Source organism: Achromobacter marplatensis (genome assembly GCF_049060505.1).
Taxonomy (GTDB): Bacteria; Pseudomonadota; Gammaproteobacteria; order Burkholderiales; family Burkholderiaceae_B; genus Achromobacter; species Achromobacter marplatensis_A.
The window spans coordinates 1-23,186 of record NZ_JBMGRB010000003.1 but is presented as its reverse complement, the minus strand read 5'-3'; the positions used below and the strand labels follow the sequence as shown (position 1 = coordinate 23,186).

At 65.1% G+C, this 23,186-nt stretch carries 20 protein-coding genes; 7 read left to right on the top strand and 13 right to left on the bottom strand.

Features of this window, described 5'->3' with window-relative positions:
- Window positions 1-141 precede the first annotated feature (141 nt).
- The 6 genes from ACI0FO_RS08290 to ACI0FO_RS08265 all read right to left on the bottom strand — a co-directional run bounded on the left by ACI0FO_RS08290 (window position 142) and on the right by ACI0FO_RS08265 (window position 7,669).
- Window positions 142-1,530: an amidohydrolase gene (locus ACI0FO_RS08290; protein ID WP_416025736.1), complete on the bottom strand. Its 1,389-nt coding sequence runs from the start codon at window positions 1,528-1,530 to the stop codon at window positions 142-144.
- A 141-nt stretch (window positions 1,531-1,671) separates the two neighbouring features.
- Window positions 1,672-3,171: a DHA2 family efflux MFS transporter permease subunit gene (locus ACI0FO_RS08285; protein ID WP_416025734.1), complete on the bottom strand. Its 1,500-nt coding sequence runs from the start codon at window positions 3,169-3,171 to the stop codon at window positions 1,672-1,674.
- Between the two features lie 139 nt (window positions 3,172-3,310).
- Complete coding sequence (locus ACI0FO_RS08280; protein ID WP_416025732.1) at window positions 3,311-4,258, bottom strand: Bug family tripartite tricarboxylate transporter substrate binding protein; 948 nt, start codon at window positions 4,256-4,258, stop codon at window positions 3,311-3,313.
- 46 nt (window positions 4,259-4,304) lie between these two features.
- Complete coding sequence (locus tag ACI0FO_RS08275) at window positions 4,305-5,585, bottom strand: carboxylesterase family protein (protein WP_416025730.1); 1,281 nt, start codon at window positions 5,583-5,585, stop codon at window positions 4,305-4,307.
- A 153-nt stretch (window positions 5,586-5,738) separates the two neighbouring features.
- Complete coding sequence (locus ACI0FO_RS08270) at window positions 5,739-6,689, bottom strand: adenosine deaminase (RefSeq protein WP_416025728.1); 951 nt, start codon at window positions 6,687-6,689, stop codon at window positions 5,739-5,741.
- Between the two features lie 44 nt (window positions 6,690-6,733).
- Window positions 6,734-7,669 (bottom strand): LysR family transcriptional regulator, encoded by a 936-nt coding sequence (locus ACI0FO_RS08265; RefSeq protein ID WP_416025726.1) that lies wholly within the window; start codon window positions 7,667-7,669, stop codon window positions 6,734-6,736.
- Between the two features lie 158 nt (window positions 7,670-7,827).
- On the opposite strand from ACI0FO_RS08265, the gene ACI0FO_RS08260 reads away from it, so the two are divergent.
- The 5 genes from ACI0FO_RS08260 (at window position 7,828) to ACI0FO_RS08240 (ending at window position 12,366) form a co-directional block, all read left to right on the top strand.
- Window positions 7,828-8,541, top strand: a complete 714-nt coding sequence (locus ACI0FO_RS08260; RefSeq protein WP_416025724.1) for a hypothetical protein — start codon at window positions 7,828-7,830, stop codon at window positions 8,539-8,541.
- A 7-nt stretch (window positions 8,542-8,548) separates the two neighbouring features.
- Window positions 8,549-9,922 carry an MATE family efflux transporter gene (locus ACI0FO_RS08255; RefSeq protein ID WP_416025722.1) on the top strand — a complete coding sequence of 458 codons (1,374 nt, stop codon included), beginning with the start codon at window positions 8,549-8,551 and terminating at the stop codon, window positions 9,920-9,922.
- A gap of 88 nt (window positions 9,923-10,010) precedes the next feature.
- Window positions 10,011-11,585 (top strand): lytic murein transglycosylase, encoded by a 1,575-nt coding sequence (locus ACI0FO_RS08250; protein WP_416025720.1) that lies wholly within the window; start codon window positions 10,011-10,013, stop codon window positions 11,583-11,585.
- Window positions 11,586-11,592: 7 nt separating this feature from the next.
- The gene (locus ACI0FO_RS08245) at window positions 11,593-12,150 is read left to right on the top strand and encodes a GNAT family N-acetyltransferase (protein WP_416025718.1); all 558 of its coding nucleotides are present in this window, start codon (window positions 11,593-11,595) and stop codon (window positions 12,148-12,150) included.
- 30 nt (window positions 12,151-12,180) lie between these two features.
- Window positions 12,181-12,366: an oxidoreductase-like domain-containing protein gene (locus ACI0FO_RS08240; protein WP_416025716.1), complete on the top strand. Its 186-nt coding sequence runs from the start codon at window positions 12,181-12,183 to the stop codon at window positions 12,364-12,366.
- Between the two features lie 233 nt (window positions 12,367-12,599).
- Here ACI0FO_RS08240 and ACI0FO_RS08235 read toward each other — a convergent pair whose 3' ends face one another.
- The 7 genes from ACI0FO_RS08235 to ACI0FO_RS08205 all read right to left on the bottom strand — a co-directional run bounded on the left by ACI0FO_RS08235 (window position 12,600) and on the right by ACI0FO_RS08205 (window position 20,834).
- Window positions 12,600-13,037 (bottom strand): acetyltransferase, encoded by a 438-nt coding sequence (locus ACI0FO_RS08235; RefSeq protein WP_416025714.1) that lies wholly within the window; start codon window positions 13,035-13,037, stop codon window positions 12,600-12,602.
- A 62-nt stretch (window positions 13,038-13,099) separates the two neighbouring features.
- Window positions 13,100-14,839, bottom strand: coding sequence for a peptidase M14 (locus ACI0FO_RS08230; protein ID WP_416025712.1), 1,740 nt, complete (start codon window positions 14,837-14,839; stop codon window positions 13,100-13,102).
- A gap of 69 nt (window positions 14,840-14,908) precedes the next feature.
- Window positions 14,909-15,778 (bottom strand): ABC transporter permease, encoded by an 870-nt coding sequence (locus tag ACI0FO_RS08225; protein ID WP_105556446.1) that lies wholly within the window; start codon window positions 15,776-15,778, stop codon window positions 14,909-14,911.
- Between the two features lie 5 nt (window positions 15,779-15,783).
- Window positions 15,784-16,707, bottom strand: coding sequence for an ABC transporter permease (locus ACI0FO_RS08220; protein ID WP_105556445.1), 924 nt, complete (start codon window positions 16,705-16,707; stop codon window positions 15,784-15,786).
- Between the two features lie 168 nt (window positions 16,708-16,875).
- Entirely contained in the window at window positions 16,876-18,408 is a 1,533-nt protein-coding gene (locus tag ACI0FO_RS08215; RefSeq protein WP_416025709.1) for an ABC transporter substrate-binding protein, read from the bottom strand.
- 50 nt (window positions 18,409-18,458) lie between these two features.
- Window positions 18,459-20,312 carry a dipeptide ABC transporter ATP-binding protein gene (locus ACI0FO_RS08210; RefSeq protein WP_416025707.1) on the bottom strand — a complete coding sequence of 618 codons (1,854 nt, stop codon included), beginning with the start codon at window positions 20,310-20,312 and terminating at the stop codon, window positions 18,459-18,461.
- A 9-nt stretch (window positions 20,313-20,321) separates the two neighbouring features.
- The gene (locus ACI0FO_RS08205) at window positions 20,322-20,834 is read right to left on the bottom strand and encodes a winged helix DNA-binding protein (RefSeq protein ID WP_416025705.1); all 513 of its coding nucleotides are present in this window, start codon (window positions 20,832-20,834) and stop codon (window positions 20,322-20,324) included.
- 387 nt (window positions 20,835-21,221) lie between these two features.
- On the opposite strand from ACI0FO_RS08205, the gene ACI0FO_RS08200 reads away from it, so the two are divergent.
- Both ACI0FO_RS08200 and ACI0FO_RS08195 read left to right on the top strand, forming a co-directional pair.
- On the top strand, window positions 21,222-22,883 hold the full coding sequence (locus ACI0FO_RS08200) for a ShlB/FhaC/HecB family hemolysin secretion/activation protein (RefSeq protein WP_416025703.1): 1,662 nt from the start codon (window positions 21,222-21,224) through the stop codon (window positions 22,881-22,883).
- A 67-nt stretch (window positions 22,884-22,950) separates the two neighbouring features.
- Window positions 22,951-23,186, top strand: a 236-nt coding sequence (locus ACI0FO_RS08195; protein ID WP_416025701.1) for a hypothetical protein, incomplete at its 3' end; no start/stop codon positions are given.

The following is a 23,186-nucleotide window of genomic DNA, read 5'->3' as shown; positions in this document are numbered from 1 at the left end:
GCAAAGGGGCGTACTGTAGAAAACCGGGCCACGCCTGACAAAGAATTTGTAGCCGTTTGCTTATGCCCGCCGCACGGCGCGGCGGGCAGGGTTCAAGCGGCTTGCATCGCGGGCGGGCCTCACGACCGCATGGCGTGCCGCTCAGCTGCCTTTCTGCGCGCGGGCCATGTAGTCGATGGTCAGGTTCGACAAGGCGCGCACGCCGTTGATCAGGCCCGATTCATCCACGTAGAAGCGCGGCGAGTGATTGGGGGCGGCCTTTTCCACATCGGTGCCCTTGGGCGTCACGCCCAGATAGAAGAACATGCCCGGCACCTTTTCCTGATAGAAGGAAAAGTCCTCCGACGCCGTGGATTTCGGTTGCAGGCCATAGTTGCCTTCGCCCGCCACGCGGCGCAAGGTGGAACCCATCTGCTCGGTCAGCGCCGGGTTGTTGACGGTGGCGTTGTAGAGTTCGACCACGCGCACGTCGGCCTTCGCGCCGGCGCTTTGCGCGATCATCTCGGCGGTGCGGGTGATGCGTTGATGGATGTCCTTCTTCATGCCTTCGTCATAGGTGCGGATGGTGCCCGTCATGGCGACGTTGTCCGGCACGATGTTCATGCGGTTGCCGCCGTGGATGGCGCCCACGGTGATGACGGCAGGTTCCAGCATGCTGTTGATCTGGCGGCTGGGAATGGTCTGCAAGCCCAGGATGATTTGCGAACTGACGACGATGGGGTCGATGCCCGACCAGGGGCGCGCGCCGTGCGTCTGCTTGCCGGTGACATCAATCCAGAACTGGTCGGCGGCGGCCATGGCCGGGCCGCTGCGCCATGACAGCCAGCCGGCCGGATACGCGCTGGACACATGCAGGCCGAAGATGGCGTCCACCTTCGGATTCTCCAGCACGCCTTCCTGCACCATCATCTTGGCGCCCCAGATTTTCTTGCCGTCCGGTTCGAAGTCGGCCGGGCTTTCCTCGGCGGGCTGGAAAATGAACTTCACGCTGCCGGGCAGCTGGTCTTTCATGCCGGCCAGGACTTCGGCGGTGGCCATCAGGATGGCGGTGTGGGTATCGTGGCCGCAGGCGTGCATGACGTCCACTTCCTTGCCCAGATACGTGCCCTTGGCTTTCGACGCGAAGGGCACGTCCACTTGCTCTTTGACGGGCAGGGCGTCCATGTCGGCGCGCAGCGCTACGACCGGGCCGGGTTTGCCGCCCTTGAGCACGGCGACGACACCCGTGCCTGCTACGCCGGTCTTCACGTCCATGCCCAGCGCGCGCAGATGATCCGCCACGAGCTTGGCGGTGCGCGTTTCCTGATTGCCCAGTTCGGGATGCTGATGGATGTCGCGGCGCCAGGCAATGAGCTTGTCTTCGATTGCCTTCGCGCGCTGGTCGATCTGTTGGGACAGCGCGGTGTTGGGCGCGGGGGGCAGCGGGCCTTGCGTGCCCGGCGCGCTTTGGGCGGCTGCCGGGCCGGCCATCAGCAAATGGGCGGCCAGCGCCAGCGGGGCCAGCCGGAACAACGTCTTACGCGATTGCATGGTCTTCTCCTCGTGGTTGTTAACCTGTTATTGGATGAGGATCTTACCCAAGCGCGGCGCGGCCGGCAGCTTTGTTACGGATGCTTAAAATCACCGCCGTTTGATTCCGGAAGGTGGAATTCCGGGCGCCGGATCAGGCGTTCAAACCGTGTGCAGCGCGGGCTTGGCGCCGCGCGCCACGACCCACAGCAACACCGCCGCCAACACGGATGCGGCGCCCGCGATCAGCATCGCGATATGGAAACCGCCGGCCAGCGCGTCGGCGAATCCGGCGGCAATACCTGACGGCTGGGCAGGCATGACATGCCGCGTGACGGCGGCGCGCGCGACGCCGGGCGCATCGGCCACGCCCATGCCGGCCAGTGTGCGCGTGAACGCGTCTATCGCGCGGCCGCTCATCAATGCGCCCAGCAATGCGATGCCTATCGTCATGCCGGTCTGGCGTAGCGCGTTCATGGTGGCGGACGCCATGCCCGAGCGGGCGCGCGGCACCGTCGCCATGACGGCCATGCTGGTCGATGGCACGGCCAGCCCCATGCCCACGCCCAGCATTACCATCAGCGATCCGGTCGCGAGCCAGGGCGTATGCGCTTCGAATTGCATCATGCCCAGCATGGCGGCGCCAATCAGGCCGTAGCCGGCGACCATCAGCCGGGGCAGGCCGAAGCGCAGGTTCAGGCGGCCGAACACCGTCGATACCAGCCCGGTGGCGATGAACTGCGGCGCCAGCCGCCACCCGGTGTCCAGCGGCGACAGGCCTTGCACGTGCTGCAGATACAGCGAAAAGAAAAACAAGCTGCTGTAGCCCGAAAAGCCCAGCACAAACGAGGCGAAGTTGGTTGTCGCGAAGCCGGCATCGCGGAACAGGCGCAGCGGCAACAAGGGCCGCGCCGCGCGGTGTTCAACCACCAGGAAGGCCGCCAGCCCCACGGCCGCCACGCACAAGGAGGCCACGGCGTCCCTGGCATTCCAGCCGTGTTCGCCCGCCGCGATCAGGCCATAGGTCAGCGCGCCCAGCCAGACCACGCTAAGTGCCTGGCCCGCAGGGTCGAAGGCGGCGTGTTCGGGGTCCGCGCTTTCCTGGATGCCCCACGCACCCAGGGCGATGGCCAACGCCCCCACCGGCAGGTTGATCAGGAAGATGCTCTGCCAGCTGAAATGCGCCACCAGCAGGCCGCCCAACATCGGCCCCACGATCAGCGAGATCGCATTGCACGATGCCCACACGCCAATCGCCTGTGCGCGGGCTTTCGGGTCCGGAAAGGCCTGTGTCAACAGCGACAGCGCGCCCGGAATCAGCAAGGCGCCCGCCACGCCCTGCACGGCGCGCCCGATCAGCAGCACGAGCAGGCTGCCGGCCCATCCGCAGATTGCGGAGCCGGCCGTGAACAACAGCACGCCGGCCAGCCAGGAACGTTTGCGGCCATAGCGGTCGCCCAGGGGGCCCGCCGACAGCATCAAGGCGGACAGGAACAAGGCGTAGGCGTCCACCACCCATTGCAGGCCTGCCATGTCAATCGCCAGCGCGGCCTGCATGGTGGGCAACGCCACGTTGACGATACTGATGTCCAGGATGGTGATGAAGCTGCCCAGATTGACGGCAACGGCCAGGGCACGGCGGCGGGAGGGGGATAACGGCATGGAAGAAAGCGTCGGCGGCGAAACCCCCATTCTATTTACCGACTGACCGTCGGTCAATTGAAAAGAACGCATTCTCGATACCAATCGCGGCAAGGGCCAATCCTGGCACGGTGGGGCGGCCCTTGCCGGGCAGCGACACTTATTGCAGCTTGATGCCCAGTTCCTTGATCAGCGGCGCCATGTCGGCGCGGTCCGACTTGATGGTGGCCGCCAATTCTTCCGGCGAACTGCCGATCGGGATCATGCCCAGGGTTTCCATCTGGGTTTGCATCGCGGGGTCTTTCAAAATGTCCGACACCGATTTCTGAATAAATGCCACGCGTTCGTTCGGCACGCCCGTGGGCGCCATCAAGCCGATCCAGGGTTGCGGCGCGTAGTCCAGGCCGGACTCCTTCAGCGTCGGCGTGCCGGGCAAGCCAGCGAAGCGTTCGGGGCTGGTGATGGCGATGGCGCGCAGGCGGCCGCTGTCGATCAGGCCTTTGGCGCTGGACGGCGCATCCAGGCCCACGTCCAGTTGGCCGCCGATCAGATCGTTCTGCGTTTTGCCCGACGACGACGACGGCACGTAAAGCGCCTTGATGCCGGCGCGCCGGGCGGTCTGTTCCCACACCAGATGAAATGCCGTGCCGATGGAGAACGATCCCACGCTCAGGTTGCGCGCCTTGCTTTCGCGCACGAAGTCTTCCCAGGTCTTGATCGGGCTGTCCTTGGATACGATAAAAAGGAACGGGGTGCGCGCCACCAGCGAGATCGGCTGCAGATCCTTCTGCGTGTCGAAGGGCAGCGCATCCACCGCGAACGGCACGATCGTGACGGTGGATGCCACCACCATGCCCAGCGTGTAGCCATCGGCCGCGGATTTGACCAGGGCGCTGGTGCTAATGATGCCCGAGGCACCGGGCCGGTTCTCGACAACCACCGGCTGCCCCCAGGCAGCGCCCAGTTTGCTGGCCAGCACACGCAGCATGACGTCCACCGGGCCGCCTGGCGGGTTGGACACGATGATCTTCACGGGTTTGTCGGGATAGGTGGCCGAAGCGGCCACGGGCGCCAGCAGCGCAAGCGCCAGCGCGATGTGCTTGAACATGGAATTTCCCCTTGTGTTGTTGTGAGTCGGTGCCGCGGCTGCGGGCTCAGGCCAGGATGAGCTGGTGCGGCGCCATCGGCCAGCCGGGCGCTTCGCCGCGGATGAACGCGATCCACGCTTGTTGCGTCTGCTGCGTGAGCTGGGATGCCTGGGCTTCGGGCAATCCCGCCAGCATCGGTGCGGCGGCATAGGCGCCGACGGTGCCGAACACGAACGGCAGTTCGATGCAGTGGCAGGCGCCAAAGCGCGCCGTGGGCGCTACGTCGAAGCGCGCCAGCCAGGCTTGCCGACCGCTTGCCACGGCGTCCAAAGCCCATTGACGGGAAGGCGCGCCGAAGACTTCCTCGCCGGCTTGCTGGCAGGCCGCATCGGCCGCGTTGAGAATTTGGCCGGGAAAGGCTGCCATTTCGTCGCGGGTATAGGCCACCAGCACATCCGCGCGGGAGGCCGCCCGTTGCAGCGCGGGTGCGATGTCGTGCGGCAGCACCTGGCCGTCCAGCACGGGGCAGAACTGGCTGCGGCTGCTGCCTTCGGCGCGCAGTACGTCTTGTACGGCGGGCGCCTGCTGGGCCGCCAGCAGGGCAGCCACAGGCAAGCCACGTGCCGCGTCCAGCGATTCGGCGCCCGCGGCCTGTAAAAACGCCTGCCCCAGCGCGTCGGCTTGCGCGGCGCTGCGAAAGCCCCGGCCCAGCGCCGCGCTTTGCAGAATGGCGCGCGAGAACCGGGGTTGCCGAGCCAGCATCGCGCAGATCGACGACGCCCCTGCCGATTGGCCCATGACCGTGATGCGCTCGGGGTCGCCGCCCAGGTCCCGGATATTGTCCAGCACCCAGTCGATCGCCATTTCCTGGTCCAGCAAGCCGACGTTGGCCGTTTGTCCAGGCACATACAGCCAGCCCAGCGCGGCCAGCCGGTAGTTGACGGCGACGACCACCAGGTTGCCTCGGGCCGCAAGCTGCGAACCGTCGTACCAGTCCAGCGCGCCGCCGCCGCTTTGCCATGCGCCGCCATGCAGCCACACCACCACGGGCCGTCGCGCAGCGTCCGCGCCGGGCGTCCACACGGTCAGGTGCAGGCAGTCTTCGGATTGGGGCGCGTCGAAATCGCCCATGGCGCCGCGTAGCCGCGAAGGCAGTTGCGGCGCGACGGGCCCGGCGCGCGTGGCATCGAGGTGGCCGCGCCATGCGGCGGGCTGCGGCGGCGCGAAGCGCAGGCTGCCTACCGGGGGCTGCGCATAGGGAATGGCGCGATAGCAGCAGATGCCGCCCGCATCGCGTTGGCCAGTCAGCGTGCCGGCCCGCAGCACCGCCTGGACGGGTTGATTCATATCCTGCCCCTTGCATCGTTGTCGTGCGGCCGGCGCGGAAGGCGCCGCAACCGTGGGGCTATGGTAGGGAAGATCTGGCCAGGGCAGCCATGCCGGTTTTGAACATTGCCATGCGCAACTCGCATGGCTGGGGCGCCGCGTGGCTTCCGGCGTTTACTTGGTGATGCGAGCGTCCAGGCTGTTGTCGGCCAAGGCTTGCGCCTGCGCCCGGGTCATGCCCAGATGCTCGTACAGCGCGTGGAAGTTCTCGTTGACGTAGCCGCCGAAGTAGGCGGGGTCGTCGGAGTTGACCGTGACCTTCACGCCCGCGTCCAGCAGCGACAGGATGTTGTGGTCGCGCATGTGTTCGAACACGCGCAATCGGGTATTGGACAGGGGGCAGACAGTGAGGGGGATCTGTTCATCGATCAGGCGGGCGATCAGTTCGGGGTCTTCTGCGGCGCGCACGCCGTGGTCGACGCGCAGCACCTTCAGCAGGTCCAGCGCTTCCCAGATGTACTCGGGCGGACCTTCCTCGCCCGCGTGGGCAACGGCCGGCAGGCCTTCGGCGCGGGCGCGGTCGAACACGCGTTGGAACAGGCGCGGCGGAAAGCCCTTTTCGCTGCTGTCCAGTCCGACCGCGATGAAGGCGTCGCGAAAGGGCAGCGCTTCTTCCAGCGTCCGCATCGCCTGCGCCTCCGGCAAGTGGCGCAGAAAGCTCAGGATCAAACCGCTGGTCACGCCCAACTGCTTGCGGCCGTCTTCCAGCGCCTGGCGGATGCCGGTAAGGACGACGGCGAACGGCACACCGCGGTCGGTGTGGGTCTGGGGGTCGAAGAAGGGCTCGGTATGCACCACGTTCTGTTCGCGGCACTTCAGCAGATAAGCCCACGTCAGGTCGTAGAAATCCTGTTCGGTGCGCAGCACGTCGGCGCCCAGGTAGTACAGATCCAGGAATTCCTGAAGGTTGCCGTAGTTGTAGGCGCCGCGCAGGGCATCGATATCGGCCCAGGGCAGCGCCACGCCGTTGCGTTGCGCCAACTGGAACAGCAGCTCGGGTTCCAGCGAGCCTTCCAGGTGCAGGTGCAGTTCGGCTTTGGGCAGTGCGTTGAGCCAGTCGTACATGGGTGCTCCGATAAAAAAGGGGGATGCGAATTCAAGGCCTGCGGTCAGGCGGCCAGTGCGATGTCGTCCGCCTGGATGGCTTGTTTGACTTGCTCGGCGAAAGCGCGGGCCTGCCGCGTGCTGGGGCGGTCTCGGCGCCAGATCGCGGCCAAAGGCGATTTTCCGATGCCGGGGCGCGCCGGCAGCACGATGAGTTCGTGCCGGGCCTGCCGGACAGCGGCCACGCTGCCCGGCAGCATCCACAGATACTGCCCGCCCAGCAGCATCTCGCGGCCGAACTCCAGCGACAGGGCGCCGATCATATCCGGAATCGCCAAGCCCGCGTTACGCAGAGACATCTCCAATTCGCCTCGGATGCGGCTGCCCGGTAGCGCCGTAATCCACGGATAGGCCACATAGTCTGCCAGCGTGGTGTCCGGCCGCCCGGCCAACGGATGCCCGTTGGCGCAGGCCAGCACTACCGAGTCTTCCAGCAATGTGGTGGACCGGTAGATCTGCGGGTTGACGGTGGACGAGAAGCGGCTGATCAGCACGTCAAGTGCACCGGCATCCAGGTCTTCGATCAGGCGTTCGTGCGTGCCGATTTCGATGGTGAGCGTAATGCGGGGATAAGCCTGCCGAAAGCCGCGCGCGGCTTGCGCCATCGGCCAGCCGGCAAACATCGAAAAACACCCCACGGTCAGGCTGCCTTCGTCGCCGCGCGACATCGCAGCCAGGTCGATCTCGGCTTTGCGAAAGTCGGTGAGCAGCAGGCGCGCGTGGCGGCACATGGCGTCGCCTAGCGGCGTGCACGTCGTTCCTTTGGCCGTGCGCTCGAACAGGCGCGCGCCCACCAGCTCTTCGATTTCAGCGATGGCGCGGGACAGGCCGGATTGCGTGCTGTGCAACTGCGCCGCCGCTTTGGACACATTGCCCAATTCTGCGACGGTCAGCACGATTTCCAGGTGCCGGATACGGAGTTTGCCTCGGAAGGGTGTCATGGCGCGGGGGCGTAAGGGATGGGCCGATTATTCCCCTGCGTCAGGCGCTTGGCAACGACAGTGCAGGATTCAGATATAGTTCGTCGCCAGGCACAACAACGAATACGGGACGGCCGCCAGTGGGAGTTACCCGAAAGCCGGCAAGCAAGGAGACAGCCATGAATGCAGCGGGATGGGGCGCGCGACGGACGATCCGGCTTGCCGCTGCGGGGCTGACGGCGCTGGCCTTGAGTGCATGCGGCGTAACCCGGGTGGACGAGGTCTCCGTCAAGTGGCCGCCTTTCCGGGACGGCACGCCGGTGGTGTTGTCGTCGGACCCGGCGCAATGCCCCGATCTGGCGGGCACGTACCGGGCGCAAGGCGAATACCGCTCGGGCGACCGCGAAGCGAAGTCGCTCGTCGACCTGCGCAATTTCCTGAGCTACCCGCTGGACCTTCAGGGCATGCACGACAACCTGCTGCCTGAATGGCAATCGACGCCTGACGCCACGGTGGCCTTCTCGCCTGCCGCCGGCGGATGGGACGTGCTGGCCCTGGACGGGCGCGGGGCGCGGTCGGCCGCGCATTTGCCTTTGCTGAATGGCGCGCAAGACCCCGCCGCGTTGAGTCACGACGCCAGGCCTGGCGTGCCTGACGGCATTCGGCGTCACACCGGTTGCGCGCAGGGCCGGCTGTGGGTCAGCGTGCGGCACGACTGGCGCCAGCACGAATCCATGGGCGTGCGGCGGCATGTGGCGTTGTTTCGCCCCGAGGCCGGCGGCTTGCTGGTGACCGTGCGGCGCGAGTCCGATTCCATCGGCCTGCTGCCCTGGTATTCCAACGAAAGCAGCGTGTCCCAGTATTGGTTCGGCAACGTGTCCGCGGCACGGTAGGCCCGCCTTGGCCATCGTCGCCCGCGCCACCGCCGATCCACGCGCCCGCTTTGTCTCGGGGCCCCTGGGCCCGCACGTCCTTGAAATGATCCTGACCGGCTGGGCCAGCATGCTGGCCGTCTTCGCAGTGGAGTTCCTGTCGCTGTTGTACCTGGGCACGCTGAAGGACGAAGCGGTGCTGGGCGCCGTGGGGTTCGGATCGATGACGCAGTTCACGATCACGTCGGTGTGCATCGGCGTGACCGTGGGGGGCGCGGCGCTGGTGTCGCGCGCGCTGGGATCCGGCAATGCGCCGCGCGCACGCACGCTGGCCGGGGCCTCGCTGATCTTGATGGCCGGGGCGGCGGTGGCGGCCGGCGCGGTGTTCCTGGCGGCGATCGGACCATTTACCGCAGCCATCGGGCTGGCCCAAGACGTGCGCGGGCACTTGCTGTCGTATGTGTTGATCACCACGCCCTTCACGGTGGTGATGGGCGTTGGCATGATGCTGTCGAACCTGCTGCGCGCGGCAGGCCACGGTCGTCAGTCCATGTGGGTGCTGCTGGCCGGCACCGCCACGGTGGCGGCGCTGGACCCGATCGTCATCTTCGTGCTGGACGGCGGCATGGAAGGCATTGCCTGGGCAAGCGGGGGCGGTCGCCTGGCGACGGTGGGGCTGGGCGCGTGGCTGGTGTTTCGCACGCATCGCCTGGTGGCATGGCCCGCATTGCGTGTGTTGCGGGCCGACTTGGCTGCAATCGGCAAAATCGCGCTGCCCGCGGCGCTGACCACGCTGGCGACGCCCGCCGCGGTGATTTTCACTGTTTCCACGTATGCCAGCTTCGGTCCTAGCGTCATGGCGGGCGCCACGGTGGTCGACCGCGTGCTGCAACTGGCCTATGCGCTGTTCTTCGTGCTGCCCGGCGCCATTGGCCCCATTCTTGGGCAGAACCTGGGCTCGGGGCAATGGGACCGCGTGAAACAGACCGTAAGGCTGACATCGCGCTGGGCCTTGTTCTACGGGTTCGCCGCCGCCACCGTGCTGGCGGTGCTTGCGCCCTGGATGCCAGACGTCTTCGAGGTCACCGGCCCGGGGCGCGACCTGATCATCTTCTTCTGCCGCTACGGCAGTTTCGCCTGGGCGGTGAACAGTCTGTTCTTCGTGTCGATTGCCGTCTTCAACAACCTGGGCTACGCGACCTATTCCACGGTCATCGGCTGGCTGCGTTCCACCTTGGGCACCTTGCCGTTCGTGTGGCTGGGCGCGCATTACGGCGGCCCCGAGGGGGTGATGCTGGGGCAGACCCTGGGCTTTGCCTTGTTCAGCGTGATCGCCATGGTGGTCTGCCTGCGCGTGTTGCGCGAACCGCCGGCTTTGATCATGGCCAAACAGACCGCGTAGCGCCAAGTTGCGCTTTGACGGCTTGCGGTTCGATTTCGGCGGCTGGTCGCGGTACGATCCTGCCTGACTTCGATTTTTCAGGATTACCATGCGTCCGCGTTCCTCAGGCCCTCGAATCGATACCTTTTCCCGCGCCTTGCTGGCCGCCGCCGTGATGGCTGCCGTCGCAAGCGCCGCACAGGCGCAATCGCCCGAGTCGGCGACCGGATCGCGCGCCTCGTCGCCCGCGCCCGCGCCGGTGCAGCCGACCTTGACGCCGAAGCGTACTTTCGACGATGTGACCGCGGCGCAATCCGCCGGACAGAAGCCGGCCGTTGCGCCAGCTCCCATCCCTTCAGTAGCGCCTGCGCCGGCGCCCGCACCGGCCGCGACGGCGACCCCGGCGCCTGCCGCGACCGCCGTGCCTGCCGCGACGGCCGTGCCTGCGGCGACGGCTTCGCCCGCCGCGCCGACGGTCATTGTCCCGACCGAACTGGACACCAAGGCCTGCATCGCGAAGCTGCGCAAGGGCGCGGCCGCCAACGGCCTGACCGTCGCCGACTGGGACAAGTACACCGCCAACGCCAAACTTCTGCCCACGACCGTGGCGTCCGCCAAGGGCCAGCCGGAAGGGCGCGAAAGCTGGTGGGACTACATCGCCAAGACCGTGGACGACGAACGCGTCAACGACGGCCGTGCCGTCATGAAAAAAGTTGGCCCGCAACTGGCCGCGATCGGCCAACAATATCAAGTGGATCCGGCCACGCTCGTCGCGATCTTCGGCATCGAGACGAACTACGGCCGCCAGATCGGCAAGACCGACGTGTTGAACGCCTGGTTGACGCGGGCCTGCACCGAGAACAAGACCCTGTGGGAAAAGAACGCCTACGCCTCGGTGCGTCTGCTGCGCGACGGCACGGTGCCCGCGGACAGTTTCGTGGGATCCTGGAGCGGCGCCTTCGGCATGACGCAGTTCATCCCGACCTCCTTCTATGAACTGGCGGCGGACGGTGACGGCGACGGCCGCATCGATCTGTACAACTCGCTGCCCGATGCGCTGGCGTCCACCGCCAACCATTTGCGCAAGCGCCGCGCCAAGTGGACGCACGGTCTGCCGGCCGTCGTGGAAGTGCGCGTGCCGGCCGACGTGGCCGCCGCCATCCCGCCCGAACCCGACGCGGAATACGTGGGTTCGCAAGACCGCCGCACCATCGCGCAATGGGCCCAGGCCGGCCTGAAGCAGGGCGACGGCTCGGTGCTCAAGTTGCCGTCTGGCAATGACGAACAGGCCTACCTGTTCGCGCCCACCGGCGCCAAGGGGCCGGTATTCCTGGCCACGGTCAACTTTGATGCCATCCTGCATTACAACCAGTCGCGCCGCTACGGCTTGGCCGTGTCGCTGTTGCTGAACCGCTTGCAGGGCGGTCCCGCTATCGTCGCCGCGTGGCCTACGGACGATGCCGGCCTGTCGCGTGCCGAAATCAAGCAGTTGCAGGAAGATCTCTACGGCCGCGGCTACGACATCGGCGTGGCGGACGGCATTCCGGGCGCCAAGACGCGCGATGCGGTGCGTGCCGAGCAGGAACGCCGCAACTTGCCGCAGGACGGCCGCGTGGGCAAGCGCATCCTGGATATCCTGAAGGCCGATCCGGCGCTGGCAGCGCGGCCCCTCCCGCCAAAGTGAGCCGACCATGCCGCATGCCGTGTTCCCCGATGCGTTCCTGACCCGCCGCCTGCGCGCGCAGCGCATGCGGCAGGACCACCTGTCATTCATCACCGACATGCACGCCGACGCGGGCCTGATGGAGACAATGGGCGGCACGCGCGACGCCGCCGCCAGCCGGCTGTATGTGGCGCAGAACGTCGCGCATTGGACCGAATACGGCTACGGCATGTATGTGCTGGAAGACCGCGACACGGGTGCGATGGTGGGCCGCGCCGGCCTGAAGTACACGGTGTCCGATGCGCTGGGCGCCATCGAACTGGCCTACGCGTTCCTGCCTGACTGCTGGGGGCGTGGCTATGCGGGCGAGATCGCGGCGTCGCTGATCGACATGGGGTTTGAGCTGCTGCCGGTGGACGTGTTGTCGGCCGTGGCGTTGCGGTCGAACGCGGCGTCGCGCCGCGTCATGGAGAAGACCGGCTTGCGGTATGTGGGAGAAACGGCTGGCGACGACGCCCGTGGCAAGGTCCGCTACGAGATCCGCCGCCTGGAATGGCGGGTTGCCCACGCGCACGCAAGCGCCTGAAAGGCCGCGGATCGGCGCTAACATTGCGGTATGAGCACGCCGACGATTCCCGAAGACAACGATCCGCAGCCCACCCCGCCCGAGCGCCCCGCGCCCGAGGAATGCTGCAACAGTGGTTGCATCCCCTGCGTCTATGACCGCTACGACGAAGCCATGGAACACTATCGCGATGCGCTGAAGGCCTGGCGAGCCCGCCACGAACCCCAGCATCCGTAGGATGGGTGAAGCGCGGGAGGCCGGCGGCAAGAACGCCACAATCCAGCGCGCGCAACCCATCAAGCAGCGGTGAATGCCGCGCGGCTTCTGCCACAGCACAATCGCTGCCAGATGGGTTACGCGCGCGGGGCACCGGAGTTTTTGACAGCGGCCTCTCGCGCTTCACCCATCCTACGCGTCAACGCCGCACCAACGCCGCACCAACGCCGCTTCTGCGCCGCTTCTGCGCCGCGTCAGCCCGCCAGCTTCATGTGGATGATCGGAAACGGGCGGCCTGCGTCGTCTTGCGCCGAACGGCCCATGTCTTCGAATCCGTAGTGCTTGTAGAACCCATGCGCCTGCGGATTCTGTTCGTTCACGTCGACCAGCAGGGTGCCGTGCAGCGACCGCGCGAAGTTCAGCAGGCGGCGGCCGGCGCCCTTGCCGCGTTTGTTGGCGTCCACGAACAGCATTTCCACCTTGTTGCCGGACAGGCCCATGAAACCGGCGAGTTCGCCGGCATCGTCCTCACAGACCCACACGCGCACGGACGGCAGGTAGGTGTTGAGTACCTGCGGGTACATGGCCTGAATCTCTTTTTCGGTCAGGAAGGAATGCGTGGCCCGCACCGAACGGAGCCAGATGTCCGCCAGGACCAGATCGTCGCCGTGATTGCGTTCTCGGATATTCATTTTCTTATTGATTCTGTTTGTCAAAGGCGCCGCGGTCCTTCGCCGCCGCGCCTTCATGCGTGCTACAGCCCTGAACGATACAACTCGGTAGCCGCCAGGACGGTTTCCATTTGCACAGTATGCGCGAAAATAAAACGGTCGCCGTAGACGGTTTCATCCGGAAACTCCGAGATTAGCGCCAGCGGCAGTTCTTCGCGATCGCTTTCCGTAATCTGTACCGGAATGCCATTCAGCACGTCGAAACCGGATTCGAGCGCGTGCGCGTGAAAGAGTTCCAGCTGGCGCGCATTGAATTCAACCAGCCCCGGCACATGACGCGCCAAGCGGGCCGTCACGCCTTCGATAAGACGACGCGCGCGTTCGCTCCAGCCCGGATGATGGCGCAACACCAGGAAGAAGCCCTTGGGCACGGTCCACAGTTCGAAATTGCGGGGCAGATACCCCGACAGCGGACGGGTCCATTCATGCGCCGGGTAGCCGTGCAGATTGATATGCAACTGCGCGCCGCTGATCGCATGCGCCTGATGGCGGCCATCGCGTTCGAAGAATGGCGCGTGTTCGCGGTACGCGATGTCGTCGCCCAACGCGCTGTAGCGCGACGCGTGCAGCATATGGCGGGGATGATGTTCGCGCAGGCGGTTGAACAGCGCATAACCGTCGGGATTCTCGGCGGCGATCAGCGCGAAGTGCGCGTCGCCGCGGGCCGCCAGCGTCTGCGCTGCGCGCAGGGCGCCCACGACGCCAGAGGTCTCGTTGGCGTGCTGCGCGCCTGAAATGAAGACAGCCGGCCCGGGGCCGCGCACATAGGTGCCCAGCACCGGGCGGCCTTGGCGCGACACGGCCTGGAACGCGTCCCCGCCGAATGCCGCCATGCAGCCGGCGATTTGGCCGGCGGTCAAGGGTTCGCGGCGCTGGGCCAACGGCGCGTCAAGCGGCGCGGCGATGACCGGCGCCGGGGCCTCGAACGGTTCCACTGAAATCTGCACGCGCGCCGCGCCGTCATGGCGCCGGATATCGGGGATGATCTGGCCGGGCTGCAGGCCGCGGTCACCGGAGGGTCGGCCGGAGTGGTGCTGGAAGTGTTCCAGCAACGAAAAGTACACGTCCTCGTGCAGCGCTTCGAAGGTGCTGACGATCTCTTCGTCCACCGGCAGGGCGAAATCCATCCCTGGCAGGTCGACACGGATTTCCAGACGGTCGAAGTATGGTTCGTGCGTGCCCCAAGGGTGGTTGCGCACGGTGTCGACGATGATGCGGAACACCTGCTGATACTCGGTGGCTTGAGCGGCGTCGATCTGGACTTGGCCCTCGGCGTCGCGGACCCGCAGCCAGCCTGTGGGCGACAGTTCGGGTTTGCCGTCCTGGGCCTGGCCCAATTGATTGGGGGCGAAGACCCGCGTGTCGACCTTGCGCCCGTCCGCATAGGTCAGCGAGACGTCGTAGTGCAGGTCCGAGGCGCCCGGTTGCATGACGACGCGCACGCCCTCCATCAAGGCGACCAGCGGGTAGGCTTCCAGCGTGAAGCGCTTGGCCTGGGCATGTTCGTGCAGCGGATAGCGTACTTGGGCCGACACCAACCCTTCGCGGTCAACGTCTTCCAGGAAGAAATGCACCAGCGGCTTGTAGGCGCTGCGAAACCGCGCCGTGACGCCGGCCTGCGCCAGCCGGGCTTCAGCGGCGCGGCGGGCCTCTACGCCTTCAAACAGCCAGCCTTCCACGACCGCGCCGCGCCAGGCGGGGGCCATGTAGGCGTGCGTCCAGGCGTCCAGCGTGCGGTCGAATGTTTTTTCCAGCAAAGACATGCTTTCAGTTCCTTCGATGTTCTTTCATCATCCGGTAAAGGGAAAAATGCCCCTTGCGGGGCATTTGCCTTACACCTTTCCGGTGGGGTCCAGGCGGTCCCGCAACCAGTCGCCAAGCAGGTTCAGGCCCAGCACGGTCAGCATGATGGCCAGCCCCGGGAAGACACTGACCCACCATGCCGTCTGCATGTAGGTGCGGCCGTCGGCAAGCATACCGCCCCAGCTGGGGATCATGGGATCCACGCCCAGGCCCAGGAAAGTCAGGCTGCTTTCCAGCAGGATGTTGTTGGCCACGTTGAGCGTCATCAGGATCACCAGCGGGCCCAGCAGATTGGGCACGATGTGGTGGCGGATCATGGCCAGGTCGCGCACGCCGAAAGCGCGCGCGGCCAGCACGAACTCGCGTTCACGCAGCGCCAGCACCTGCGCCCGGACCAGGCGCGCATATTGCACCCATTGCGACACGATCATGAAGAAGATCACGTTGTACAACCCGCCACCCAGGATGGCGATGAACGTGATGGCCACCAGGATGAAAGGCAGCGCCAGCTGCACGTCCGCGAAACGCATGACGATCATGTCCCAGAAGCCGCGGTAGTAGCCGGCGATAAGACCCATGATGATGCCCAGCAACGCGCCGCCGAGCACGGATGCAAAGCCGACCATCAGCGAAATCTTGCCGCCGACGATCACACGGGCCAGCACGTCGCGGCCCAGCGGGTCGGTGCCAAACGGATGGGCGGCGGACGAGAAGGGCGCCATCAGGCGGGCGGCCAGGTCCATGGATTCGCCGCCATCCGGGAACAGCCAGCCAGAGCTGAGCACCAGCAGGACCATGACACCGGTGAGCAGGGCGCCTAGCACGAATTCCAGGGAACGGTAGCGGCTGCGCGGCTTGAAAGGCTTGGGAGCGGCGGCGGTGGGGGTGGTTGTCTGCATAAGGCTCACCGCGTGCGGATACGGGGGTCGACGATGCCGTAGGCGATGTCGACGATCAGGTTGACCAGAACGATGACGGTGGCCAGCACGGTGACCGTGCCCTGCAGCACCGGGTAGTCGCGCCCGGAAATGGCGTCGAACGCCAGCGTGCCCAGACCGGGCCAGTTGAACACCATCTCGATGACGACGATGCCGCCGATCAGTCCGCCGAATTGCAGGCCCAGGTAGGTGATCAGCGGAATCGCGCAATTGCGCAGCGCATGCTTGTACAGCACCACGCGTTCCTTCAGGCCTTTGCTGCGCGCCACCATGATGTACTGCGCCGACAGCGTTTCCAGCATCGTGGTGCGCACCAGGCGGATATTGGTGGCGCTAAGGATGATGGCCATCGTCAAGGACGGCAGGATCAGGCTGGCGGGCCCGCTCCAGCCCGAAGGCGGCAGCAGCGGGAACGTGATCGACAGCAGCAGGACCAACATCAACGCCAGCCAGAAGTTGGGGAATGACAAGCCCACCAGCGACAGGATGCGGATAGCCTGGTCGGTTGCCTTGCCGCGCTTGATGGCCGCCTGGATGCCCAGCGGCAGCGAGATCAGGATCGAGAAGATCAGCGACGTGAAGGCTAGCATTAAGGTGGCGGGCAGGGCGTCGCCGATCAGCTTGGCGACAGACGTGCCGCCCATGAAGCTGCGGCCGAAGTCGCCATGCAACAGCCCCTGCATGTAGGACAGGTATTGTTCGTGGAACGGCCGGTTCAGGCCCAGCGCCTGGCGGATGTTGGCCAGGTCTTGTTCAGTGACGCTGCCCGATCCCTGGCTGAGCATCAGCGCGGGGTCGCCAGTCAGACGCACGGCATACGAGACAAGCAGTGTCACGGCGACGATCACGAAGACCGCCTGCAACACGCGTTTAATGAGAAATCCGGTCATAAGGCGCCGCTCCGGCTTGCACCGGAGAGGGTCGGTAATGTTATTGCTTCAACGGGCATCGTCGATGCTTCAACGGGTATCGCACCAGCGGGATGCCAGGGATCCGGCTTTGCCGGTCCCGAGGCATGCCCCCTGGGGGGAAGCGCGGCAGCGCTTCGGGGGGGAACGCTACTCCACGCTGGCTTCAAGGAAACGGAAGCGGATGTCGCCGGGCACTTCCAGGTTCTTCACGCGCTTATTCACGCCCACGATCGTGTTCAGGCTGTACAGCGGCAACTCCAGCGCCTGGTCGGCGACATAGCCGGCGATTTCCTGCAGCATGGCCTCGCGCTTCTTCACGTCGTAGACGGTGCGTTGCGCTTCCAGCATGCCGTTGAGCTTGGCGTCGTTGTCATACGGATTCCACTTCTGGCCCGTGTGGTACATCAGGTACGCGGTGTTGTCGTAGTCATACGTCCAGCCGCCCCATTGGTTCTGCCACATTTCGCCCGTCTTGCCGCCCGGGATGATGTCATTGAGCAGCACGCCGGTTTCATACGGCTTGATGGTGGCGCGCACGCCCACGGCTTGCAGGTAGCCCGACACGGCCTGGGCCACTTCGCGGAAGTTCGAATCGCTGCCGCGCACGTCGATCTGTACCGCGGCGCCCGGCTTCACACCCGCCGCAGCCAGCAGCTTCTTGGCTTCGGCGGGGTTGAAGGGCAGGGGCTTCTGTTCGGGGTTGTAGCCGAAGGACTGCGGGCCCTGGAAGCTGGCGATGACCTTGGCCTGGCCCAACAGCAGCTGCTTGACGATGGCTTCGCGGTCGACCGCCATGATCAGCGCGCGGCGCACGTCACGGTTCTGGGTGATGCCGCCCTTGGTGTTGTAGCGCAGCGCGAAGGCCACGGGGCCGCCGGTCGAGATGACGTCCGCGTTGCCGGACTTCTTCACGGTTTCGATCAAGCCCAGCGGGATCAGCGTGGCGATGTCGATGCGGCCGGCTTGCAGCTCGGCGACCTGGGTGCCGGGTTCGCCGATGAAACGGTACACAACCTTGTCCAGCTTGGGCTTGCCGCCCCAGTATTCATCGTTGCGCGCCAGGGTCACGTTGACCTTGGGCTGGTAGCTTTCGAACTTGAACGGGCCGGTGCCGACCGGGTTCGTGTTGAAGAAGTCCTCGCCCTTTTCCTTGATGTACTTCGGCGGCACGATCATGGCGCCGTAGCCGGCCAGCTTGGTCAGCAGCACCGGATCGGGCTGCTTCAGGATGAAGTCGACGGTGTATTCGTCTACGACCTTGATCTCGCCGATCGAGTCGTAGTTGGACTTTTGCGGTCCCTTGGCGCCTTCCGCGCCCAGCAGGCGTTCGAACGTGAACTTCACCGCTTCGGCGTTGAAGGGTTCGCCATTGTGGAACTTGACGCCTTGGCGCAGCTTGAAGCGCAGGCGCTTGTTGTCGTCCAGGTATTCCCAGCTGGTGGCCAAGCCCGGTTGCAGCTTCAGGTCGGCGCCGCGCATCGTCAGGCCGTCGTACAGGTTGCCGCCCACGGAACCCCAGAAGGTCACGAAGGTGTCGATCGGATCCCAGCTGCCCGGGTCCTGGTTGATGGCCACGCTGAGCGTGCCCGCGGCATGCGCGGTCGAGAAGACGGCGGGCATCGCGCCGCCCAGCGCCAGGGTCAGGGCGGCGGCGGTAAAGGTGGTGCGTAGGGATTGCATGGTCGCTCCAGGGACGGGAAGTCGGGTCGGGCCGAGGGAAAGAGGGGGCTTCAGGCCGCCCGGGCCACTTGGTGGCCGGGCGCGAATTCGATCAGGGGAATGATGGCGGGCTCGTCGCCCACGCGGCGCACCGGGCTGGGGATTTCGCCTTCGATCAACGATGTGTCGATGTGACGGCCGGGCTCGGCCACCGGCACCGCTGCCAGCAGTTTGCGGGTATAGGCATGCTGCGGCGATTCGAAAATCTGCCGGCGCGTGCCCAGTTCCACGATCTGGCCCAGATACAGCACGGCCACGCGGTGGCTGACCTTTTCCACCACCGCCATGTCGTGCGTGATGAACAGGTACGACAGGCCGCGGTCTTTCTGCAGATCCATCAACAGGTTCAGGATCTGCGCCTGGATGGATACGTCCAGCGCCGACACGGATTCATCGGCAATGATCAGCTTGGGGTTGCTGGCCAGCGCCCGCGCGATGCACACCCGTTGGCGTTGGCCGCCCGAGAATTCGTGCGGATAGCGCTTGGCGTGCTCGGGCTTCAGGCCGACTTGCTCTAGCAATTCGCCCACGCGGCGGGCGATGGCCGCGTCGCCGTTCAATAGGCCGTGCGTGCGGATGGGTTCAGCGATGCTGAATTCCACCGTCTTGCGCGGGTCCAGCGACGCGTAGGGATCCTGGAAAATGTACTGAATTTCCTGGCGCAGGCGCTGGCGGCCGGCGGCATCCATCGAAAAGATGTCCTGCCCGTTGTAGCGCACCGCGCCCGAGGTCGGCGCCACCAGTTGCTGCAAGGTTTTGCCGATGGTGGACTTGCCGCTGCCCGACTCGCCCACCAGGGCCAGCGTTTCGCCGGGGTAGACGTCAAAGCTCACCTTTTCGACCGCATGGACGCGATGCGTGACGCGGCCGAACAGGTTGTGGCCCACATCGAAGCGGGTGGTCAGCTTTTCCACGCGCAGCACCGGCTCGTCGTAGCGTGCCGTGTCCTGTTCGCGCGTTTCACCCACTTCGCGCAGGGTGTCGCCTTCCAGCACCGTTTGCGGCGTGCGCAGCGGCAGGTCGCTGCCGGTCAGGCTGCCCAGGCGCGGCACCGCGGCCAGCAGTGCGCGGGTGTAGGGATGCTTGGGCGCATTGAAGATGTCGTCGACGGTGCCTTGCTCGACCTTCTTGCCGCGCAGCATCACGACCACATCGTCTGCCATCTCGGCCACCACGCCCATATCGTGCGTGATGAAGATGACGGCCGTGCCCAGGTCGCGCTGCAATTCGCGGATGGTGTTCAGGATCTGCGCCTGGATGGTCACGTCCAGGGCGGTGGTCGGTTCGTCGGCGATCAACAGGCGCGGCTGGCACGACAGCGCCATCGCGATCATCACGCGCTGGCGCATGCCGCCGGACAATTGGTGCGGATACCGGTCCAGCAATTGCTCGGCGTCCGGCAGGCGCACCTTCTCAAGCAGCTTGCGGGCCGATTGGCGCGCGGCCGAGCGCGATAGCTGCTGGTGCAGCATGATGGCCTCGACGATCTGGTCGCCGATCGTGAACACCGGGTTCAGCGACGTCATCGGCTCCTGGAAAATCATTGCGATGTCGTTGCCGCGGATCGCGCGCATCTGCTCGTCGGTGGCTTTCGTCAGGTCGGTTTCGCGGCCGTCGTTGTCGCGGAACAGGATTTGACCCGTGGCGATGCGGCCGCTGGTGTAGTCGGTCAACCGCATGATCGCCATGGACGTAACCGACTTGCCCGAGCCGGATTCGCCGACGATCGCCAGCGTCCTGCCCGGCCGGACATCGAAGTCCAGGCCATCGACGGCGCGGAACACGCCAGTGTCGGTATTGAAATCGACCGATACGCCGCGCACGGACAACAACGGGGCAGACGAAGAGGCAGTAGTGCTAGACAACGTGGATTCTCACAGCGAGGTGGCGGCGCGGGCAGCCTGGTCGTACAGGCCCGACAGGGTGCGCAGGGTGTTGGCCAATTGATGGTTGGCGTCTTCCGCGGCAGGGGAGTCAATAAACGATTTGACGAGGCATTGCTCGCGCACTTCAGCGTAGCGCTGGATGGCGGCGGCGCCGGCTTCGGTGGTTGTGTAGATCACTTCCTTGCCTGTCTTGGCGCTTTGCACCACGCCCAGCCGCTCCAGCTTCTTCAGCGAATAGTTCACCAGATGGGTGTCTTCGACATTCAGGGTGAAGCAGATGTCCGCCAGCTTCTTGCCGCGGCCGCGGTGGAACACATGGTTAAGCACCAGGATGTCCAGCGAGGTCAATTCAGGCAAGCCCGCGCAAGCCATGCACCGCACCATCCAGCGATTGAAAGCGTGGGACGCGATGATCAGCCCGAATTCCACCTCGGACAACTCCGGGGCGGACGAGGCGAGATGGGCGGAGGAAACAATGGCGTCCCGGATGGATACAGACATGGATGAGGCGGATAAGGGACGGATCGATGACAAAACGTTGGCGAATTATTGACGATTTGTTGATATGGAGGCATTCGGGATAACCCGGGGAAATAAGCATATGTCGCTGTTGCTGTGTCACGGGCCGGGCACACCGCCGTTTGATGGCCGCACGGCAAAAAACCGCATTTAAGACTTTTCCGATTCCTATTTCGGGCAAGTTCTACTAACTTTGATGTCCAAAATTTCAATATAAAAAGACACAAATTGTTATATAGTGCACCCCGACAGCAGAATCAGTAACGATAAATATCCAAAGTAGACAAAAGAACATCGATTTTTTCGCAGCGAGATTTACGTATGGAAGTTGCTTTGTGCGGGCGACGAAGGGCGCAGGTCGCAGTCGCCATGATGGTTTTCCCCGTTGCTGTACTTGCCCAGCCGGTGCCTGATGGCGGGCGTGCCGCCGAGATCCAGCGCCGACAGGAACTTGAAATCGATGCGCAGCGCCAACGGGCCGCCGAGCGCCCTGACGTCCTGACACCCGACGTCGCGCCCACCCCCCAAGCCCTACAATTTCCGACCGAAACCCCATGCTTCGCCATCAAACAGCTGGTGTGGGACGGGGTGTTGCCCCCCGCATTCCTATCGGAAGCCAGCCGAGCGGTGCTTGACCAGTGCGTGGGCGGGCAAGGCTTGCGCGCGTTGCAGGAATATCTGACCGGTGAATTGATTGACAGCGGCAGGGTGACCGCTCGCGTGCTGGTGCCCGAACAATCATTGGCTGCGGGAAAACTGACGCTGCGCTATGTGCCGGGACGCATATCCGGCGTTAAAGGCAAGGACGCCATCGGCTGGTGGCGCACCGCCGTGCCCACTGGCCCAGGCGGCGAACTGAACCAGCGCGATCTGGACCAGGCGTTGGAGAATGTCCGCCGGCTCGCCGGTCAGGCGGACGCGGCGATAGACGTCGCGCCCGGCCCCGAGCTTGGGGATTCGGATATCGTCATCCGCCCGGGCTCCGGCAAGCGCTGGCACGGCTATGTTGGCGGCGACAACGGCGGCATGGACGCCATTGGCAAGTACCAAGTCAACGCCGGCCTGACGTTGGATTCACCGTTGTTCCTGTATGACCAATTGTCGGTGTCGTGGAACAGCAACGCACGCTGGCGGGATTCAAATTCAAACACGCGTGCGGCGTCCATCAACTACAGCATCCCGTTTGGCTATTGGATGTTCTTTGCCGGCGCCAGCAAATCCACGTATCGGCAGACAGTGGCGGGCTTTGAAGAGCCCATCGTTTATGGCGGCACCACCAAACAATTGCAGGCAGGCGTGTCGGTCGTGCCGTATCGCGGCACCGCCTATAAGGGCAACGCGTCGTTCACGTTGTTGCGCAAGCGCACGGACAGCACGCTGAACGATGTGCCCATCGATGTGCAGCGCCGTGACGTTACCGGCTACGAATTCAGCTACGCGCATCGCCAATATCTGGGGCAGTCGGTGCTGGACGTGGGGGGCGGGGTGCGCGGCACCTTGCCGCAGTATTCCGATCAGCCGGGTTATGTCTACGGCGACCCGGATTGGAACGGGCGCAGCACCATCTATACCGCGAATATCGGCCTTTACGTGCCCTTCAAGATTGCGGACCAACCCTTCGCGTACCAAGGCAATTGGCAGATCCAGCACGCCAAGACCGCCGTCGTGCCCGCGGACTATTTCACTATCGGCAACCGCTATGCGGTGCGCGGCTTTGATGGGCAGATGACCCTTGCCGCTGAAGATGGCTGGTCGCTGCGCAATGACCTTTCGTTGAATCTGGAGCGCCTGACGGGCTTGCCGGGGCAGCAGTTCTATACCGGAGTCGACGTCGGCCGTGTCGGCGGCCCGTCCGCCGCATTCCTGTCGGGCCGCACGCTGGTCGGCGCGGTTGCCGGACTGCGCGGACGGTTTTCCGTGCCATACGTCAATGCCAGCTACGACCTGTCTGCCGGCTGGCCGTTGAAAAAGCCCGACTCCTTAAAGACGTCGACCACCGTGTTTTCAATGGTTGTGATGTTCGAGTTCTGATCGCCCGCGCCGTCACCGTGTCGTGATGGCTCGTTCAATCCCCGAGTTGCATTCTTAGGTACGCCTCATGTCCAAGCTTCGTTCGCTGATTGTCTGGTCCACCGTGTTCACGCAAGTGTGGACCCCGTTGTTGGCCCAAACGTTGCCGATCTCGGTGGACAAGAGCGTGGCCGGCGCGAAGCCGTCGGTCAGCGTCAGCAACGGCGTGCCCGTCGTCAACATCGCACCGCCGTCGGCGGGCGGGGTTTCCAACAACCGCTATACCCAATTCAACGTGGGCCCGTCGGGCGTAGTGCTGAACAA

Coding starts and splice junctions, on each gene's coding strand:
- ACI0FO_RS08290 (WP_416025736.1), bottom strand. CDS start 1,530: ATGCAATCGCGTAAGACGTTGTTCCGGCTGGCCCCGCTGGCGCTGGCC.
- ACI0FO_RS08285 (WP_416025734.1), bottom strand. CDS start 3,171: ATGCCGTTATCCCCCTCCCGCCGCCGTGCCCTGGCCGTTGCCGTCAAT.
- ACI0FO_RS08280 (WP_416025732.1), bottom strand. CDS start 4,258: ATGTTCAAGCACATCGCGCTGGCGCTTGCGCTGCTGGCGCCCGTGGCC.
- ACI0FO_RS08275 (WP_416025730.1), bottom strand. CDS start 5,585: ATGAATCAACCCGTCCAGGCGGTGCTGCGGGCCGGCACGCTGACTGGC.
- ACI0FO_RS08270 (WP_416025728.1), bottom strand. CDS start 6,689: ATGTACGACTGGCTCAACGCACTGCCCAAAGCCGAACTGCACCTGCAC.
- ACI0FO_RS08265 (WP_416025726.1), bottom strand. CDS start 7,669: ATGACACCCTTCCGAGGCAAACTCCGTATCCGGCACCTGGAAATCGTG.
- ACI0FO_RS08260 (WP_416025724.1), top strand. CDS start 7,828: ATGAATGCAGCGGGATGGGGCGCGCGACGGACGATCCGGCTTGCCGCT.
- ACI0FO_RS08250 (WP_416025720.1), top strand. CDS start 10,011: ATGCGTCCGCGTTCCTCAGGCCCTCGAATCGATACCTTTTCCCGCGCC.
- ACI0FO_RS08245 (WP_416025718.1), top strand. CDS start 11,593: ATGCCGCATGCCGTGTTCCCCGATGCGTTCCTGACCCGCCGCCTGCGC.
- ACI0FO_RS08240 (WP_416025716.1), top strand. CDS start 12,181: ATGAGCACGCCGACGATTCCCGAAGACAACGATCCGCAGCCCACCCCG.
- ACI0FO_RS08235 (WP_416025714.1), bottom strand. CDS start 13,037: ATGAATATCCGAGAACGCAATCACGGCGACGATCTGGTCCTGGCGGAC.
- ACI0FO_RS08230 (WP_416025712.1), bottom strand. CDS start 14,839: ATGTCTTTGCTGGAAAAAACATTCGACCGCACGCTGGACGCCTGGACG.
- ACI0FO_RS08225 (WP_105556446.1), bottom strand. CDS start 15,778: ATGCAGACAACCACCCCCACCGCCGCCGCTCCCAAGCCTTTCAAGCCG.
- ACI0FO_RS08220 (WP_105556445.1), bottom strand. CDS start 16,707: ATGACCGGATTTCTCATTAAACGCGTGTTGCAGGCGGTCTTCGTGATC.
- ACI0FO_RS08215 (WP_416025709.1), bottom strand. CDS start 18,408: ATGCAATCCCTACGCACCACCTTTACCGCCGCCGCCCTGACCCTGGCG.
- ACI0FO_RS08205 (WP_416025705.1), bottom strand. CDS start 20,834: ATGTCTGTATCCATCCGGGACGCCATTGTTTCCTCCGCCCATCTCGCC.
- ACI0FO_RS08200 (WP_416025703.1), top strand. CDS start 21,222: ATGATGGTTTTCCCCGTTGCTGTACTTGCCCAGCCGGTGCCTGATGGC.